The organism is Flagellimonas ulvae, from assembly GCF_049333175.1.
GTDB lineage: Bacteria > Bacteroidota > Bacteroidia > Flavobacteriales > Flavobacteriaceae > Flagellimonas.
Map to the genome: position 1 here is coordinate 3,531,726 of NZ_CP186325.1, position 16,933 is coordinate 3,548,658.

The 16,933-nt window shown below is 39.2% G+C and carries 19 protein-coding genes and 1 tRNA gene; 13 read left to right on the plus strand and 7 right to left on the minus strand.

Annotated features, from left to right (window positions below; all coding sequences use genetic code 11):
- Positions 1-9 precede the first annotated feature (9 nt).
- The 4 genes from odhB (at position 10) to ACOKFD_RS16530 (ending at position 3,151) form a co-directional block, all read left to right on the plus strand.
- Positions 10-1,239: a 2-oxoglutarate dehydrogenase complex dihydrolipoyllysine-residue succinyltransferase gene (odhB, locus tag ACOKFD_RS16515; RefSeq protein ID WP_422858931.1), complete on the plus strand. Its 1,230-nt coding sequence runs from the start codon at positions 10-12 to the stop codon at positions 1,237-1,239.
- A 167-nt stretch (positions 1,240-1,406) separates the two neighbouring features.
- Positions 1,407-1,790: a DUF2846 domain-containing protein gene (locus ACOKFD_RS16520; protein WP_422858932.1), complete on the plus strand. Its 384-nt coding sequence runs from the start codon at positions 1,407-1,409 to the stop codon at positions 1,788-1,790.
- A gap of 54 nt (positions 1,791-1,844) precedes the next feature.
- Positions 1,845-2,372, plus strand: a complete 528-nt coding sequence (locus ACOKFD_RS16525; protein WP_422858933.1) for an RNA polymerase sigma factor — start codon at positions 1,845-1,847, stop codon at positions 2,370-2,372.
- Positions 2,360-3,151: a hypothetical protein gene (locus ACOKFD_RS16530; protein ID WP_422858934.1), complete on the plus strand. Its 792-nt coding sequence runs from the start codon at positions 2,360-2,362 to the stop codon at positions 3,149-3,151. Before ACOKFD_RS16525 ends, ACOKFD_RS16530 begins: the two co-directional genes overlap by 13 nt.
- 19 nt (positions 3,152-3,170) lie before the next feature.
- Here ACOKFD_RS16530 and ACOKFD_RS16535 read toward each other — a convergent pair whose 3' ends face one another.
- A complete protein-coding gene (locus ACOKFD_RS16535) occupies positions 3,171-3,611 on the minus strand; it encodes a retropepsin-like aspartic protease (protein WP_422858935.1) in 441 nt (146 codons plus the stop codon).
- Positions 3,612-3,667: 56 nt separating this feature from the next.
- Here ACOKFD_RS16535 and ACOKFD_RS16540 point away from each other — a divergent pair, with 56 nt between their 5' ends.
- From ACOKFD_RS16540 to ACOKFD_RS16575, 8 genes are all read left to right on the plus strand, one after another.
- Positions 3,668-4,435, plus strand: coding sequence for a TatD family hydrolase (locus ACOKFD_RS16540; RefSeq protein WP_422858936.1), 768 nt, complete (start codon positions 3,668-3,670; stop codon positions 4,433-4,435).
- Positions 4,436-4,439: 4 nt separating this feature from the next.
- Entirely contained in the window at positions 4,440-5,477 is a 1,038-nt protein-coding gene (locus ACOKFD_RS16545) for an asparaginase (protein ID WP_422858937.1), read from the plus strand.
- A gap of 61 nt (positions 5,478-5,538) precedes the next feature.
- A tRNA-Ser gene (locus ACOKFD_RS16550) sits at positions 5,539-5,629 on the plus strand.
- A 74-nt stretch (positions 5,630-5,703) separates the two neighbouring features.
- Positions 5,704-6,432: a MotA/TolQ/ExbB proton channel family protein gene (locus ACOKFD_RS16555; RefSeq protein WP_298994532.1), complete on the plus strand. Its 729-nt coding sequence runs from the start codon at positions 5,704-5,706 to the stop codon at positions 6,430-6,432.
- A 27-nt stretch (positions 6,433-6,459) separates the two neighbouring features.
- Positions 6,460-6,897: a hypothetical protein gene (locus tag ACOKFD_RS16560; RefSeq protein WP_422858938.1), complete on the plus strand. Its 438-nt coding sequence runs from the start codon at positions 6,460-6,462 to the stop codon at positions 6,895-6,897.
- 12 nt (positions 6,898-6,909) lie between these two features.
- Positions 6,910-7,515 (plus strand): ExbD/TolR family protein, encoded by a 606-nt coding sequence (locus ACOKFD_RS16565; RefSeq protein WP_422858939.1) that lies wholly within the window; start codon positions 6,910-6,912, stop codon positions 7,513-7,515.
- A 13-nt stretch (positions 7,516-7,528) separates the two neighbouring features.
- Positions 7,529-8,011, plus strand: a complete 483-nt coding sequence (locus ACOKFD_RS16570; RefSeq protein ID WP_298994524.1) for an ExbD/TolR family protein — start codon at positions 7,529-7,531, stop codon at positions 8,009-8,011.
- A gap of 81 nt (positions 8,012-8,092) precedes the next feature.
- A complete protein-coding gene (locus ACOKFD_RS16575) occupies positions 8,093-8,815 on the plus strand; it encodes a porin family protein (protein ID WP_422858940.1) in 723 nt (240 codons plus the stop codon).
- Here ACOKFD_RS16575 and ACOKFD_RS16580 read toward each other — a convergent pair.
- The 6 genes from ACOKFD_RS16580 to pyrH form a co-directional block, all read right to left on the minus strand.
- Positions 8,810-9,415 carry a hypothetical protein gene (locus ACOKFD_RS16580; protein ID WP_298994519.1) on the minus strand — a complete coding sequence of 202 codons (606 nt, stop codon included), beginning with the start codon at positions 9,413-9,415 and terminating at the stop codon, positions 8,810-8,812. The genes ACOKFD_RS16575 and ACOKFD_RS16580 overlap by 6 nt on opposite strands.
- Positions 9,415-10,872, minus strand: coding sequence for an RNA polymerase factor sigma-54 (gene rpoN / locus ACOKFD_RS16585; RefSeq protein ID WP_422858941.1), 1,458 nt, complete (start codon positions 10,870-10,872; stop codon positions 9,415-9,417). The genes ACOKFD_RS16580 and rpoN overlap by 1 nt, the downstream gene beginning before the upstream one ends.
- 42 nt (positions 10,873-10,914) lie before the next feature.
- Complete coding sequence (asnS, locus tag ACOKFD_RS16590; RefSeq protein WP_422858942.1) at positions 10,915-12,348, minus strand: asparagine--tRNA ligase; 1,434 nt, start codon at positions 12,346-12,348, stop codon at positions 10,915-10,917.
- Between the two features lie 85 nt (positions 12,349-12,433).
- Complete coding sequence (locus ACOKFD_RS16595; protein ID WP_422858943.1) at positions 12,434-14,833, minus strand: efflux RND transporter permease subunit; 2,400 nt, start codon at positions 14,831-14,833, stop codon at positions 12,434-12,436.
- Positions 14,834-14,909: 76 nt separating this feature from the next.
- Positions 14,910-15,464 carry a ribosome recycling factor gene (gene frr, locus ACOKFD_RS16600; RefSeq protein ID WP_422858944.1) on the minus strand — a complete coding sequence of 185 codons (555 nt, stop codon included), beginning with the start codon at positions 15,462-15,464 and terminating at the stop codon, positions 14,910-14,912.
- A 42-nt stretch (positions 15,465-15,506) separates the two neighbouring features.
- Entirely contained in the window at positions 15,507-16,214 is a 708-nt protein-coding gene (pyrH, locus tag ACOKFD_RS16605) for a UMP kinase (RefSeq protein ID WP_298994506.1), read from the minus strand.
- A 190-nt stretch (positions 16,215-16,404) separates the two neighbouring features.
- Here pyrH and ACOKFD_RS16610 point away from each other — a divergent pair, with 190 nt between their 5' ends.
- A complete protein-coding gene (locus ACOKFD_RS16610; protein ID WP_422858945.1) occupies positions 16,405-16,932 on the plus strand; it encodes an RNA polymerase sigma factor in 528 nt (175 codons plus the stop codon).
- Position 16,933 lies beyond the last annotated feature (1 nt).

Sequence of the window (16,933 nt, forward strand, 5' to 3'; positions counted from 1 at the left end):
CATATAGGAATGGTTTTAGAAATGAAAGTCCCTTCACCGGGAGAATCCATAACCGAGGTTGAAATTGCAGAGTGGTTGGTACAAGATGGTGATTACGTAGAAAAAGATCAGGCGATTGCTGAGGTCGATTCGGATAAAGCAACATTGGAACTTCCTGCGGAAGAAAGTGGGATTATTACTCTAAAGGCCGAAGAAGGAGATGCTGTAGCCGTTGGGGAGGTGGTTTGCCTTATTGATACCAGTGCTGCAAAGCCGGAGGGAGGAGATTCACCTAAAACTGAAGAAAAAGAAGCGCCTAAAGAAGAACCCAAGGTGGTTGAAGCCCCCAAACCTGTTGAAACGAAAACGGAAACCTATGCTTCTGGAACTCCATCTCCAGCGGCTAAGAAAATTTTGGACGAAAAAGGTATTGAGCCAGCATCCGTTAGCGGTACTGGAAGAGATGGTCGCATTACGAAGGAAGATGCTGTGCAAGCAGAAGCAGTGCCCTCCATGGGTACACCCACCGGAGGAAGTAGGGGAGAATCCCGATCCAAACTATCCATGCTTCGTAGAAAAGTTGCTGAGCGATTGGTGTCTGCTAAGAATGAGACTGCAATGTTGACCACATTTAATGAAGTGGATATGTCTCCAATTTTTGCATTGCGCAAACAGTACAAGGAACAGTTCAAAGAAAAGCACGGTGTTGGTTTAGGGTTTATGTCCTTTTTTACCAAAGCTGTGATTCGTGGGCTACAGATGTACCCTGCTGTAAATTCCATGATAGATGGAAAGGAGATGATTACCTATGATTTCTGTGATATCAGTATTGCCGTGTCCGGCCCAAAAGGACTTATGGTTCCTGTTATCCGAAATGCAGAAAACTTAACCTTCCGTGGAGTTGAAGCTGAAGTAAAACGTTTGGCAATTCGTGCAAGGGATGGTCAGATAACCGTTGATGAAATGACAGGTGGAACCTTTACAATTTCTAATGGTGGGGTGTTTGGTTCCATGCTTTCAACACCTATTATTAACCCTCCTCAAAGTGGAATCTTGGGAATGCACAATATTGTAGAGCGACCCATTGCCAAAGACGGTCAAGTGGTTATTGCTCCTATTATGTATGTAGCTCTTTCTTATGATCACAGAATTATTGATGGTCGAGAATCCGTTGGTTTCTTGGTGGCTGTGAAAGAGGCATTGGAAAATCCAGAGGAGTTACTGATGGATAATAATATTAAAAAGGCGCTCGAGCTATAGACATTCTAAATTACCATTACAGGTAGTTTATACTTTTTAGGAATTCATTTTTCCATCCTAATTTTACCTAAGTGGTCAAAAATTTTTTCTGACTTAGGCAGCGTTTCATGTTGTTTTTGCATTAAAGTAATAAAGGCCTAGCCTTACTTTAAACAAAAATGAAAATCATGAAAACTCTAAGAAACAGCATTTTTGTCGTACTCTTTATTTTATTCCAGCCGATTTTATTGGGTTCAGAATCAATCCCAACCGGGAAAGAAACCGTTACGGTTCATGTATACCGCCCTAAAAAACTAATAGGTTTTGCATGGGTATTCAACCTAAAACTAGATGGCGAAAAATGTGGTCGTATTAAAAATGGAGATCATCTGGTATTTGAATTAGAGCCTGGGAAAGCGACTTTTAGCATAAAGAAAAAGAAAGTAGAGCTGAATCTAGAGAAAGGAAAGACTTATTATCTCCGTTCATTTATCTCAGCAGGAGTGTATATAGGTAGTCTAGACTTGGTGGAGGTCACCGAGTCCTTCGCTTTACGAGAATTGGAGGAATAGTGTTTTTTGAAATTAGAAGCTGTGTCTTTGAAAATATCCCTTTAAAACCCTTCCTTGATAGATAAAGAACTGATAGAAAGCTGTTTAAAGGACGACAAAATCGCGCAGAAGAAATTTTATGTGTTTTTTGCCAAGCAGATGTTTATTCATTGCTATAGATACGTAAAGAACAAAGAAGATGCAGAGGAAATCGTTTCGGAAGGCTTTATAAAAGTATTTCAAAGTCTTCCAAGATTTGAGTATCGGGATGTAAAAAGTACGGCGGCTTGGGTAAAACGAATCATGATCAACGAAAGCCTTATGTTCTTAAGAAAAAATCATAAGCTAGTTGGAAATCCTTCTCTAGAACCTATGGCAACTGATGAAACGGGAACCGAAATGGATATGGACGCCAGTGACATTTACGCTCTGATTCTACATCTACCATTAGGATACCGAACAGTCTTTAATCTATATGCTATTGAAGGATATACCCATAAGGAGATTGCCGAAAAGCTAAGTATTGGTGAAAGTACCTCAAGATCTCAATTGGCAAAAGCAAGAGCTATGCTCAAAAAAAATGTTAAGGTATGGAATCAATAAACCACGATTTTGACCAATGGGTGAAATCACAAATGGACAAAATTCATGAGGTGCCCGACGTTCAGTTTTCGGAAGATGAGGTCTGGAACAAAGTGAATAAAGGTTTATCCTTGAAGGGTGGTTTGGGTAGCACGATTTCCTTCAGTTTGTTAATTTTAGGAGCACTTGGTCTATTTCTTTGGAACTCTTATGGAGACCTGCATGAAGAATCAGTGGCAAAAAGAATCAATAATACGGAAAGAAAATTGTACCTAATCCCCAAAGGGATTCAACCGAATACCGAAAAGCTAATTCTTCAAGGGACACTTCCATATAAAAGAGCTACGACTTTTTCAAAAAGAATGATGCACATTACTGAAGAGCAGAAGGTGCCTTTACAATCTCTAGGTCCAATTTCCATAACGGATATTCAAACCAACACCACAAATCAAACACTGATTCACACCGAAGAGTTTGTGAGGAACATAGAATTGCCTGTATCCGTGAATATTTACCGACCCGGTAGATATGTTGGTTCTGCATTAGTCTTTAAATTAGAGGCCAACGGTGTGATGATTAGTAAAATAAAAAATAAGAGTATTTCCAAAGTGGTACTTCCTGTAGGGAAAACATACTTTAATGTAGGCAAACAAAATCTTGAAATTGACCTGGAGTCAGGAAAGAATTATTACTTAAGGGTAACTTATAAAGGGTTTCCTATTGGTAAGCTTCACTTGGATTGGATAGAGGAATCCAAGGCTAAAGCTGAATTACTAATGCATAATATTAACATGAAGTGACGGTTGGATTAGGACATTGTCACTTTTTTAAAAACAAACACTGCTTATCATAATCAATAACGGCCTTTCCTTTCTTTAAGATATCAGCGCCAATGATTCCATCTACCGGAAGTGTATTATGGGAAGTCAAAGCTTGGTTTACATGAACCAAATCGAACAGTACAATTTTTTGTTTTTTCTTGGCCCAACTCCCAATCTGAATACGATTTTTGTCAGAAATCAAGGTCTCCATCTCAATGGCTCCCGCTCCCGCTGCTTTAATATCTGAAGTTTTGGAAACCATATTAAAGAATTCCACTTTTTCCATATCAACGCAGGTGTTGGAAGCGCCTGTGTCCAAGATAAACCTACCGGGCACCCCATTGATACGCGCATTGATTTCAAAGTGATTGGTTTCTGTCAATGTCAATGAAATTCTAACGTAGTTTTTGGATTTCAAGAATTTTTTAAGTGATTTCATGGAGTGGAATTGATAAACTACGGTCTAAAAAACGAAGATAAGTCTATTTTTGTTGCATGTTAATCACAGATACCCATACCCATTTATATAGTGAAGCTTTTGATGAAGATAGAGATGCCATGATGTCCAGAGCAATGGAGTCTGGCGTGAAGCGTTTTTTCATTCCTGCAATAGATTCCACCTATACCCAACGTATGCTTGATTTGGAAGCGTCTTATCCAGAGCATGTTTTTTTGATGATGGGGCTTCATCCAACCCATGTGAAGGAAAACTATAAGGAAGAATTGAATCATGTAGAGGAAATGCTGGCCAAGCGAAAGTTTTATGCGGTTGGTGAAATCGGCATTGACCTGTATTGGGACAAAACCTTTTTGATCCAACAGCAAGACGCTTTCAAATATCAAATTGGGCTTGCCAAAAAATACAAACTTCCCATTGTAATTCATTCTAGGGAATCTTTTGATGAGATTTTCGAAGTTTTGGAAGAAGTAAAGGGAGAAGATTTGTATGGAATTTTCCATTGTTTTACCGGAACACTAGAACAAGCTCATAGGGCCATTTCCTTTAATATGAAGTTGGGCATTGGCGGAGTGGCAACATTCAAGAATGGAAAAATTGATAAATTTCTAAATCAGATTCCGTTGGAACACATTGTTCTTGAAACGGATTCGCCTTACCTTGCTCCAGTACCATATCGCGGAAAGCGAAATGAGAGTTCGTATATAATTAAGGTTTTGGAGAAATTGGAAATCATCTATGGGATGGACAAAGAACGCATCATTGATACAACTACAGAGAATTCCAAAACCATTTTCGGTATATAACTAAATGGGTAAAAAGACCAACATACTTTTGATTTATACCGGTGGTACTATCGGTATGGTCAAGGATTTTAAGACAGGGTCTCTAAAGGCCTTCAACTTTAAGGAGCTAATAAAAAACCTTCCGGAGTTGAATCATTTGGATTGTGAGCTAAAAGGAATTTCGTTTGAAAAGCCTATTGATTCTTCCAACATGAACCCAGGGCACTGGATGACCATAGCTAAAATCATCCAAGATCATTACGAGCATTATGATGGGTTTGTGGTGCTGCATGGAAGTGATACCATGAGCTATTCGGCCTCGGCATTGAGTTTTATGTTGGAGAATTTAGCCAAACCGGTAATCTTTACTGGTTCGCAATTGCCCATAGGAGATTTACGAACGGATGCTAAGGAAAACTTGATTACATCTATTCAAATTGCATCCCTTTATGAAGATGACAAACCCGTTGTGCAAGAAGTGGGGTTGTACTTTGAATATAAACTGTATCGAGGCAATCGGACAACAAAAATTAGTGCGGAGCAGTTCGAGGCTTTTACCTCGTTGAATTATCCTGCCCTAATAGAATCTGGCGTTCACTTAAATGTGAACTACCCGAGCTTACTTGAATATAAGAAGAAGGGCAATGCGCTAAAGGTACATATGAACATGGATGTTAACGTGGCCATTTTGAAGCTATTTCCTGGTTTAAACCGTTCTGTTTTGGAATGTATGTTAAACACAAATGGGCTCAGAGCGTTGGTTTTGGAAACATACGGCGCAGGAAATGCCCCAATGGACCAATGGTTTTTGGATGCGCTTCAAAAAGCAATTAACCGAGGTCTACATATCATTAATGTAACCCAGTGCTCTGGAGGTAGTGTGGTGCTGGGTCAGTACGAGACCAGTGAAAGGCTTGGATCTATGCAAATGATTAATGGTAAGGACATTACCACCGAAGCTGCTATTACCAAGGCGATGTACCTTTTGGGAAGGCCTGATACCAAAGGTAGATTCAAGGAATTGTTTGAGACTTCCCTACGTGGCGAAATGCATCAAAATTAACGCCTCAAATTTCCTTAAATAATTATTTTTTCGTTTATTGGTCGGCTCATTATTAAAAATTAGAGAGGTGGCCGAGTGGTCGAAGGCGCACGCCTGGAAAGTGTGTATACACCAAAAGTGTATCGAGGGTTCGAATCCCTTCCTCTCTGCCAAGTAATTGCTTTTTCAATTATAAAATTTTTATATCTTTAACATTATTAACTAACTAAATTTAAGTTTGAACAAAATGAAAAAAATATCCTTTACTCTGGCTACTGCCGGAATGTTTGTTTTGGGAACTACATCGGCATCTGCTGCAATGTTGCAAGAAGGCGGTGAGGCCAGCAAAGGTTTTACCCAAGTACTAAAAGAACAGTTCATTCAGGGTGGACCAGCCTTTATGGGAATTGTACTTCTTTGTTTGATTTTGGGATTGGCCGTTGCCATTGAAAGAATCATCTATTTGAATTTGGCAAGCACAAATTCAGCTAAGTTAAAGCAACAAGTTGAAGATGCTTTAGCCTCTGGAGGAGTTGAAGCTGCTAAAGAAATATGCCGAAATACAAAAGGCCCAGTTGCTTCAATCTTCTATCAAGGTTTGGATAGAGCTGGAGAAGGATTGGAATCTGCCGAGAAAGCTGTTGTGGCTTACGGAGGTGTGCAAATGGGACAATTGGAGAAAAACGTTTCCTGGCTATCCCTTTTCATCGCTATTGCTCCGATGCTTGGATTCATGGGTACGGTAATCGGTATGATTGCGGCTTTCCAGAAAATTGCTGCGGTTGGTAACTTGAGTGCATCCTTGATTGCTGGAGATATCCAGGTGGCACTTTTGACAACTGTATTCGGTTTGATTACAGCGATTATTCTTCAAATTTTCTACAATTACATTATTGCAAAAATCGATAGTATCGTAAATGACATGGAAGACTCCTCCATATCCTTGATTGATATGTTGGCAGCTCACAAGAAATAATTACGAAATTAAAATCTATCGAGAATCATGAATAAAGTAATTAAAATAGCTCTTATAGCCATCGGATTGATAGCGGCCGTGCTTTGGTTCTCGCTACCCTCTGGTGACGATCCGGATGCCATTAATAGTGGCTCTATGAACTTCATGTTCATTATTATGTACATACTTTTATTGGTAGCTGCAGTATCCGCCATTGTATTTGGATTAAAAAAACTGCTTACTACCAAAGGAAGTATTAAAAAGGCTCTGTTTGCCATAGGAGGATTGGCTATAATCGTAGCGGTATCCTATGGTTTATCCTCGGACAATGCAGCCGTTGTTGAAACTATGGCGCAAAGAGGTGTGGAAACAACTGAGGGCACTGTAAAGAACGTTGGAATGGGATTGAATGTTTTCTTTATCCTTTCAGCAGTTGCAGTAGTGCTTATGGTTTTCCCTGGACTGAAGAAATTATTTGTTAAGTAAAAAAGGGAGATTATGCCTAGAAGAAAAGGTGCACCGGAAGTAAATGCCGGGTCCATGGCGGACATTGCTTTCCTTCTGCTTATCTTTTTCTTGGTAACCACTACCATAGAAACGGATGCAGGTTTGGATCGTATGTTGCCGCCCATTGAACCGCCAGATACAGATGTAATTATCAGACAGAAGAACATATTCACTGTAAATATCAATAAGAACGGTCAACTTTTGGTTGAAGACCAATTAATGGACTTGAAAGATTTACGGGAAGCTGCAATAGCATTTTTGGAAAATGGAGCGGATGGAAGCTGCAATTATTGCAAGGGTAGAAGAGATGTTTCTTCTTCAGACAACCCGACCAAGGCCATTATTTCTCTCAAAAATGACAGAGAAACAAAGTATAGTACCTATATAACGGTTCAAAATGAGTTGGTGGGTGCTTACAATGATTTGAGAAACAGGGAGTCTAAACGTCTTTTCAACAGAGATTTTACAGATATGGAATCTGAATACTTGAATCCTGAAACACCGTCCAGTATTAGGGATGATTTGAAAGATAAGGTGAAGAGAATTCAAGATATGTTCCCGCAGAAGTTATCTGAAGCAGAGACAACAAGTAATTAATAGTATTTAGATTATGGCAAAATTTGCAAAAAAGAAAGATGGTGATTTACCAGCGGTTTCTACTGCCTCGTTGCCTGATATTGTTTTCATGTTGTTGTTTTTCTTTATGACGGTAACAACTATGAAAGACAGTTCGTTATTGGTGGAAAATACACTTCCTAATGCCTCTGAGATTAAGAAATTAGAGAAAAAGGATAGGGTGATCTACATTTATGTAGGTAAGCCAACTAGAGAATATCAGAAAGTTTTTGGTACTGAACCCAAAATACAACTTAATGATAAGTTCGCCAGTATTGGCGAAGTAGGTTCTTATATTTTGGCAGAACGAGCCAAGAAACCACAGGAACTTCAAAATGTATTGACCACTGCACTTAAAGTGGATAAGGACGCTAATATGGGACTAATTGCTGATATTAAGCAGGAATTGAGAAAAGTAAATGCCCTCAAAGTAAATTATACTACTTATGAAGGAAACGCTTTTAACAATCTGCAGTAGGCAATAACTTAGATTTAGTGAAAAACGCTCCAGAATTTTCTGGAGCGTTTTTTTATTTTTGAACAAAATGGAGTAAACTTTATGTTAGGGTCGTCAAGGATTTTAAGGGTTGTTGTTTTTTTCAGTGCTGCTTTTGCTTCTTATGCACAATTTGGGGAAAGTGATGAGAGTAGTTTACGGTATTTTGAAGATCAATTTTATATAGGAACAGGCATTAATTTTTTGACCGAAAGACCTGAGAATGTGGTACAAAATAGCTTGTCCTATAATCTTCAGTTGGGTTTTATCAAAGATATACCCATTAATAGAGCCAGAAATTTTGGCTTAGGCCTTGGTTTGGGTTACGCTATCAATTCGTACTACAGCAATATAAGAGCAGATAACTCTGGGGCAGAAATAGCATATTCTATTCTGGATTCGGAAGATGATTTTAGACGAAACAAGTTGGCAACACATGCCATAGAAATGCCGTTGGAATTGAGATGGCGAACATCAACGGCTACGGATTATAAGTTTTGGAGAATTTACGGAGGTCTGCGATTTGCCTATGTTTTTTCAGGAAGTTCCAAATTGGTTTTGGAAGAGGGAAATTCATTGAACATTGAAGATGATGTAATCCGTTTTTCAAACAGTGATATACGGGACTTTCAATATGGCCTAACCTTGAGTTTTGGATATAATACCTTCAATATCCATTCGTATTACAGCTTAAATCCCCTCCTTAACGATGGAATAGTTTTGGATAACGGGGAAACAATAGATGCAAGGGTCTTCAGAATAGGTATTATTTTTTACATTCTATAGCCAGTACTTCAGAATTAACATCTGGGATAGAACACCAATAAAAAAACCTACCAACAGCTCCATTTTGCTATGCGCGTTTAAGTACAATCGAGAAGTGGCCACAAGACCCGTTAGTAAAGTAAACAAACTAATGGCCAAGGTTATGTTTATTTCAAAGTGTATGCTCAAACCAATCATGAACATCAGTATACTTCCCATTCCCAAAAGGTGGATACTGGTCTTGATTCTCAAAAAGAGTAAAATCAACGTTGCCCCTATTGCCATCAAAAGGCCAACAAAGAAATAGAAAAGCTCAGGAACATAATTATTAGGTATTACTTTGTACAAAATCATGAATAGAATAATGGCATTGATGTACAAGGGATACTTACGTTCTTTAAGTGTAGGTAAAAAAATAGAACTAATGATTCCTAAATTCTTTAGAATTAAAAAAAAGATAATTGGAATAATCACCGTAAGAATAAAAATGGGCAATATGTTCCCACTTTGAATTTCCAGTGAAGTATATTTTGGGGTAATCAGAAAGTAAATTAACGTGCCTCCAATCGGAACGAACAATGGGTGAAAAACATAGGAAACAATGTTCAGAAAATGACGCATCAGATTTGTTTTCTGAGCCTGGCCACTGGAATGCCCAATTGCTCCCGGTATTTGGCTACGGTTCTTCTGGCAATGGGATAGCCACGTTCCTTCAGAATTTTGGCCAATTTATCGTCGGTCAAAGGCTTTTTCTTCTCCTCATCGCCAATTACCGTTTCCAGTATCTTCTTGATTTCTCGCGTCGATACATCTTCACCTTGCTCATTTTTCATGGCTTCAGAGAAAAACTCTTTAATGAGCTTGGTACCATAGGGAGTATCTACATACTTGCTATTGGCAACTCTGGAAACTGTAGAAACATCCATTCCAATTTGGTCAGCAATGTCCTTTAAGATCATGGGCCGGAGTTTGCGCTCATCCCCAGTTAAAAAGTACTCCTTTTGGTAGTTCATTATGGTACTCATAGTCACAAAAAGAGTTTGTTGCCGTTGCTTTATGGCATCAATAAACCATTTGGCGGCATCAAGTTTTTGTTTGATGAACATAACCGTATCCTTTTGGGACTTCGATTTTTCTTTGGCATTCTTGTATCCTGCAAGCATGTTGCTATATTCTCTGGATACATGAAGTTCGGGAGCATTGCGCCCATTTAAGCTTAGTTCAAGTTCACCATCCACAATTTTTATAGAAAAATCAGGGACAATGTGTTCAATGATTCGGGTGCTACCGGCGTATGAACCCCCTGGTTTTGGGTTCAGTTTTTCAATTTCCGAAATGGCATCTTTCAAAGCTTCCTCGTCCACCTGATGTTTTTGAAGGAGTTTGGAATAATGCTTTTTGGTGAATTGCTCAAAAGACCTTTCCAAAATATTAATGGCCAGTCCGTTTGAGGGTGTATTCTCTTTTCGCCTGAGTTGAAGGATAAGACATTCATCCAAAGATCGGGCAGCAACCCCAGGAGGGTCTAATTGCTGGACTATTTTGAGTACGGCTTCTATTTTGTCCTCCTCTGTATAAATGTTTTGAGTGAAGGCTAAATCATCCATAATGTCGCTAAGAGGGCGACGGATATATCCACTCTCATCAATGCTTCCCACCAAAAATTCTGCAATGGCCCATTCTTGGTCATCCAGGTGAACCGTGTTAAGCTGATTAATCAAATATTGGTTGAACGAGATGCCTGAAGCATAGGGAATGCTCTTTTCATCATCATCAGCACTATAGTTGCTTACTTGAGTTCGATAATCAGGTACTTCATCATCACTTAAATAATCATCAATGTTGATGTCATCTGCTGAGATGGATTCACTGTCCCCAGATTCTTCATGGGAATTATCGTAGGAATCATCCAAAGAATCGTTCTCGGCCTTGCCACTCTCAAGCGCGGGATTCTCCTCCAATTCTTGTTTCAAACGTTGTTCAAATGCCTGGGTGGGCAGTTGAATCAATTTCATCAACTGAATTTGCTGAGGAGACAGCTTTTGGGAAAGTTTAAACTGGAGATGTTGTTTTAACATGGAGCTATGAGTCTTCCTTTCCTATAAATTTAAGCAATCGAATTAAAATTCTGCGTTTTGGGGTGTCCTTGGGTAAGGAATTACATCACGAATATTACCCATACCGGTAGCGAAGAGCACCAAACGTTCAAAACCAAGTCCGAAACCACTATGAACCGCTGTTCCGAATCGTCTTAGGTCTAGATACCACCAAAGCTCTTTTTCATCAATACCCAGTTCTTCAATTTTTTGTTGGAGTACTTCCAAACGCTCCTCACGTTGTGAACCTCCGGCTATCTCTCCTATATCTGGAAAAAGAACATCCATGGCTCGGACTGTTTTTCCATCTTCATTCAATCGCATATAGAAAGCCTTGATTTTTGCTGGGTAGTCAAATAAAATCACGGGACACTTAAAATGCTTTTCAACCAAAAAGCGTTCATGTTCACTTTGCAAGTCAGCCCCCCATTCATCAATTGGGTACTTGAACTTCTTCTTTTTGTTCGGCTTACTGTTCCTTAAAATATCAATCGCCTCGGTATAGGTAACTCTTTTGAAATTGTTGTTTACAACAAATTTTAGCTTTTCAATAAGGGTCATTTCACTGCGTTCGTTTTGGGGTTTGGTTTTTTCCTCATCCAAAAGACGCTTTTCCAAAAAGGTCAAATCATCCATACAATGATTCAAAACATATCGGATAGTGTATTTAATAAAATCTTCGGCCAAATCCATATTGGCATCAAGTTCATAAAAGGCCATTTCAGGTTCAATCATCCAAAACTCAGCAAGGTGCCGCGAAGTATTGGAATTTTCAGCTCTAAAGGCCGGTCCAAAGGTGTATACTTTTCCCAATCCCATGGCGTAAGTCTCAGCTTCCAACTGACCAGAGACAGTAAGATTGGCTTCTTTACCAAAAAAATCATCCTCATAGTTTACCTCGCCTTCCTCTGTTAATGGAGGGTTTTTGGGGTCTAATGTGCTTACACGGAACATTTCTCCTGCTCCCTCAGCGTCAGAACCTGTAACAATGGGTGTATTCATATAGTAGAACCCGTTTTCTTGAAAGTAACTGTGAATGGCAAATGATAAGGCTGAACGAACCCGCATTACAGCAGAAAATGTATTGGTGCGAACTCTTAGATGCGCCTTTTCACGAAGGAATTCAAGTGAATGTTTTTTAGGTTGAATCGGATATGTCTCAGGGTCAGCTGTTCCGTGTACAAAGACATCTTTTACCTGAATTTCCAGACTTTGACCTTTTCCTTGGCTTTCCACTAGTTCTCCCTTTATCTTTAAAGCTGAACCAACGGTAATCTGTTTAAGTAGGGACTCATCAAAATTCTCAAAATCAATCACGCATTGCAGGTTATGAATAATGGAACCGTCATTTATAGCTATGAATCTGTTGCTTCTAAAGGCTCTTACCCAACCTTCAATCTGTACGGTATCTCCAATCGGCTGTTTTTCAAGCAATGATTTTATGGAATGCGATATCATTTTTTGGCTTCACTAAAATTAAGCCGTAAAGATAGTTTTTTGGTTAAAAAAGTGGACTATACCCTTAGGTTTTATGAAGAAATATCTAGTTGTCTTTTGTTTCCCCTACTTCTTCCTTGGGTAAAATGTCAATTTGAGGTTTTTTAAGTACTTGCTTATTGGCAATGCTTCTTTCCAATGACAGCAAAAGGGAAGGCAATAAAATCAAGTTGGCCAACATGGCAAATAGGAGCGTGGCAGAAACCAATCCTCCCAGCGCTTTGGTGCCGCCAAAATCAGAAATGATAAACACCGAAAAGCCAAAGAACAATACGATTGAGGTATAGAACATGCTTACTCCGGTCTCTCGTAAAGCCGCATATACCGACTTTTTTATATGCCATCTATGGGTAGTGAGCTCTTGCCTGTATTTTGCCAAGAAGTGTATGGTATCATCCACAGAAATTCCAAATGCAATACTAAAAACCAAAATGGTCGAGGGTTTTATAGGAATGCCTAAATATCCCATAAGGCCCGCAGTAATGACCAGAGGGAGTAAGTTTGGCACCAGGGAAATGATAATCATCCGGAAGGAGCGAAACAAATAGGCCATAAACAACGAAATAAGGCCTATGGCCAATGCTAAAGAAATCAATAGATTTTTGACCAGATATCGGGTCCCTTTAAGGAACAGTAGGGCTTTCCCGGTCATAAAAACATTGTAGCGCTCCTCAGGAAAGAATTTGGTAATGGCCTTTTGAACATCCATTTCAATCTCTTCCATCCGGTCAATTTTGACATCTCTTAGAAACGTGGTCAAACGAGCAGTTTGTCCAGTACTGTCCATAAAACTTTCCAATAAATCGCCATCTGCAGAGGACTTTCGTACCATATCCATGATAAAAGTATTCTCTTGCGATGTGGGAAGCTGATAGTATTTAGGGATGCCATTGTAAAACGCCTGTTTGGAATACTTCACCAAGTCTACCACTGAAACGGGGCGAGATAATTCAGGTGTTTCTTGAATAACCTCTCCCAATTGATTCATGCGGCGTAGGGTTGCAGGTTTGAACGCTCCATTTTTTCGTTTGGTATCCACTACGATTTCCATGGGCATAATACCATCAAACTCTTCTTCAAAAAAACGAATGTCCTTAAAATAGTGCGTGTTCTTAGGCAAATCCTCAATACGGCTTCCCGTGATCTCAATTTGATAGATTCCGATAATGCTCAATACTAAAATGGTTACCGAAGAAATATAAACTCCAATTCTATGGTCCCGTACCATTCGCTCCATCCAATTCACAAAGAAGTCTATCCATCTTTTGTTGAGATGCTTCAAATGTTTGGTCTTTGGTAAGGCCATAAAACTGTATACAATAGGAATGATCAAAAGGGAAAGCACGAAAATCCCGATAATGTTTATGGATGCCACAATACCAAATTCCTTGAGCAAGTCGCTATCCAGAATAATGAAAGTTGCAAAACCAGATGCCGTTGTTATGTTAGTCATCAAGGTGGCATTTCCAATTTTGGAAATTACCCGTTGTAGGGAGAGTGCTTGATTACCATGTTTTTTTACCTCCTGCTGATATTTATTGATTAGGAAAATACAGTTTGGAATCCCAATCACGATAATGAGAGGTGGAATTAAGGCGGTGAGAATGGTAATCTCGTATTGAAGCAAACCCAAAATGCCAAAGGCCCACATTACCCCAATAATAACCACGCACATTGAAATGAATGTGGCGCGAAAACTGCGGAAGAAGAAAAAGAAAATCAAAGAGGTAATCAGAAGTGCGGCTCCAATAAAAATGCCAATTTCATCTACAACGGATTTAGTGTTCCAAGTTCGTATATAGGGCATACCTGAAACATGTATATCCAATTGAGTTTCTTCTTCAAAATTTTTGACCAAATCCTGAAGGTCATTTAAAATGAACTGGTTTCGGACAGATGTATTAACAATATCTTTGTCCAAATAGGCGATGGTTTGAATGGTCTCACTTTCTGGATTATAAATCAGCCCATTATAAAAAGGGAGCTCGGTTATAAGATGTTCTTTTAACTGATCGACCTCTTTAGAAGAAGTGGGGTCTTCCTGAATAAAATCCTCAATCACAAACTCTTGTTTCTCATTGTCCTTGACCAATACCTGTAGATTGTCCGTGGAAACTACAAAATCTACCTCTGGGAAAGCTTCAAGTTGTTTGCTGAACTTATTCCAGCGATTAAAATTCTTTGGGTTGAACAGTCGAGGATTCCGAACTGCAAAAACGATAGCGTTTCCTTCTTCTCCAAAGAGATTCGTGAAAATGTTGTAATTAATACTAGCTGGATGGTCATCTGGCAGGATATTGACCTCAGTATTGGACATTTGGATGTTTTTCCATTGTAATGCTAGAAAAACAGTAGCGGCCGCTACCAGAAACAGAATAACAATACGGTTTCTAAGTATTATTCGGGCCACTGCAGGCCAGAATCCTCGGGTTAGCTTTGCTACCATAAATGTTTTGTTAGGGGCAAAGTTAGAAAATGATTGGTTGTACTCCTAGAAGATGACTTATGGAAAATCAATAGAATCAGACCTTCATGATTTCAGCTTCCTTAATGGTAAGGATGGCATCTACTTTTTGGATGTAAGAATCTGTTAGTTCTTGTACGTCCACTTCGGCATTACTTTTTAAATCCTCAGAAATATCAAGCTTCTTAAGCTCCTTGTTGGCATCTTGCCTTGCATTTCTAATACTCACCTTGGCATCTTCGGCCTCGCCCTTTGCTTGTTTTACCAATTGTATTCTTCGCTCTTCGGTCAAGGGCGGTACATTGATGATAACCATTTCTCCATTGTTCATGGGATTGAAACCTAGATTGGCATTCATAATGGCTGTTTCAATTTCACCTAAGATACTTTTTTCCCATGGTTGAACGGATATGGTTCTAGCATCTGGAGTGTTGATGTTGGATACTTGGGAGAGGGGAGTGGGAGAGCCATAATACTCCACCATTACGGTCGATAACATAACTGGACTTGCTTTGCCCGCTCGAATTTTCACCAAGGCTTTTTCTAAATGGGAAATGCCTCCATCCATGCTCTCTTTAGTAGCATCAAGTATAAATGTTACTTCTTCGTTCATACGTTTAGGTTTTTAAGGTCTAGCTACAAAAGCTCTGCCAAATTACACATTGACAACTGTGCCTATGCGCTCTCCTTGAACTATTTTCATGAGATTTCCTCTAGTGTTCATGTCAAAAACAACTATTGGAAGTTCATTTTCTTGACTTAGCGTAAAGGCCGTTGTGTCCATTACCTTAAGTCCTTTTGAAATTACATCGTTAAATGAAATATTATCAAACTTGGTTGCAGTTTTATCCTTCTCTGGGTCCGAAGTGTAAATGCCATCAACTCTGGTACCTTTCAAGATTACGTCTGCTTTGATTTCAATAGCACGAAGAACCGCAGCGGAATCTGTTGTAAAATATGGGTTTCCAGTTCCTCCGCCAAAAATAACTACCCTTCCCTTTTCTAAGTGACGCATGGCTCTTCTGCGAATAAAAGGTTCAGCAACTTCATTGATTTTAATGGCAGATTGCAACCTGGTCTCAACACCATGTTGTTCTAGGGCACTTTGTAAAGCCAATCCATTTATTACCGTGGCCAACATACCCATATGGTCTCCTTGCACACGGTCCATACCCTGGCTCGCTCCAGACAAACCTCGAAAAATATTGCCGCCACCAATAACAATAGCTACTTCTATGCCTTTTTCAACAACAGCTTTGATGTCTTCAGCATACTCCGCCAAGCGCTTTCCATCAATTCCGTACTGTTGTTCGCCCATCAAGGCTTCTCCACTGAGTTTTAAAAGAATTCTTTTGTATTGCATGTAGGCTGAGTTGAAATCCGGACAAAAATAATCAAAAAAATTTACCGTATGAGCTTAGAAAACCCAAGGATTTCATAATAAAATCAATAAAAAAGAATACTTTTTGTAACCTTTTCAATTTAGTACAGTATACCCTTAAACAAACCTAAAAAGAACTAAAAGCTTGCACGATCTTACAGACAACGCTCTTATGCTAAAAGTCAAAAAAGGAGACCTTGACAAATTGGGACTATTGTATGAACGGCACAAAAAGAAACTTTTTGGCTTCTTCTATAATTTGGGAAACAATCCATCATTGAGTGAGGACTTGGTTCAAAATGTATTTGTGAGGATGCTGCAGTATAGAAGTTCTTTCTCGGGAGACGGCACTTTTGGCGCTTGGATGTTTCGAATGGCCAGAAATGTGAATTATGATCATCATAAAAAGGCTTCCAAAAACGAATTGTCAAGTAGTTCTTCGAACATAGAAATAAGAGACCCAATGGGGGATGAGTTAAACGAAGGTATTGAAGCGGAAGGGAACAAAGCGCTTTTGAAAAGAGCAATGGCAAAGTTACCTGAAGAAAAAAGACAACTTTTGGTGCTGACAAAATATAAAGGGCTTAAGTTTTCTGAGTTAGCAGAGATAATGGGTTGTTCGGAAGGCGCAGCAAAAGTTAGAGTACATAGGGCTCTTAAAGAATTGAGAAGTATTTTTTTGGAATTGGAAATAGGTTGAA

Bases quoted from the DNA above. Each gene is read 5' to 3' on its own strand.
- odhB (WP_422858931.1), top strand. From the start codon at position 10: ATGGTTTTAGAAATGAAAGTCCCTTCACCGGGAGAATCCATAACCGAG.
- ACOKFD_RS16520 (WP_422858932.1), top strand. From the start codon at position 1,407: ATGAAAACTCTAAGAAACAGCATTTTTGTCGTACTCTTTATTTTATTC.
- ACOKFD_RS16530 (WP_422858934.1), top strand. From the start codon at position 2,360: ATGGAATCAATAAACCACGATTTTGACCAATGGGTGAAATCACAAATG.
- ACOKFD_RS16535 (WP_422858935.1), bottom strand. From the start codon at position 3,611: ATGAAATCACTTAAAAAATTCTTGAAATCCAAAAACTACGTTAGAATT.
- ACOKFD_RS16540 (WP_422858936.1), top strand. From the start codon at position 3,668: ATGTTAATCACAGATACCCATACCCATTTATATAGTGAAGCTTTTGAT.
- ACOKFD_RS16545 (WP_422858937.1), top strand. From the start codon at position 4,440: ATGGGTAAAAAGACCAACATACTTTTGATTTATACCGGTGGTACTATC.
- ACOKFD_RS16555 (WP_298994532.1), top strand. From the start codon at position 5,704: ATGAAAAAAATATCCTTTACTCTGGCTACTGCCGGAATGTTTGTTTTG.
- ACOKFD_RS16560 (WP_422858938.1), top strand. From the start codon at position 6,460: ATGAATAAAGTAATTAAAATAGCTCTTATAGCCATCGGATTGATAGCG.
- ACOKFD_RS16565 (WP_422858939.1), top strand. From the start codon at position 6,910: ATGCCTAGAAGAAAAGGTGCACCGGAAGTAAATGCCGGGTCCATGGCG.
- ACOKFD_RS16570 (WP_298994524.1), top strand. From the start codon at position 7,529: ATGGCAAAATTTGCAAAAAAGAAAGATGGTGATTTACCAGCGGTTTCT.
- ACOKFD_RS16575 (WP_422858940.1), top strand. From the start codon at position 8,093: ATGTTAGGGTCGTCAAGGATTTTAAGGGTTGTTGTTTTTTTCAGTGCT.
- ACOKFD_RS16580 (WP_298994519.1), bottom strand. From the start codon at position 9,415: ATGCGTCATTTTCTGAACATTGTTTCCTATGTTTTTCACCCATTGTTC.
- rpoN (WP_422858941.1), bottom strand. From the start codon at position 10,872: ATGTTAAAACAACATCTCCAGTTTAAACTTTCCCAAAAGCTGTCTCCT.
- asnS (WP_422858942.1), bottom strand. From the start codon at position 12,348: ATGATATCGCATTCCATAAAATCATTGCTTGAAAAACAGCCGATTGGA.
- ACOKFD_RS16595 (WP_422858943.1), bottom strand. From the start codon at position 14,833: ATGGTAGCAAAGCTAACCCGAGGATTCTGGCCTGCAGTGGCCCGAATA.
- frr (WP_422858944.1), bottom strand. From the start codon at position 15,464: ATGAACGAAGAAGTAACATTTATACTTGATGCTACTAAAGAGAGCATG.
- pyrH (WP_298994506.1), bottom strand. From the start codon at position 16,214: ATGCAATACAAAAGAATTCTTTTAAAACTCAGTGGAGAAGCCTTGATG.
- ACOKFD_RS16610 (WP_422858945.1), top strand. From the start codon at position 16,405: ATGCTAAAAGTCAAAAAAGGAGACCTTGACAAATTGGGACTATTGTAT.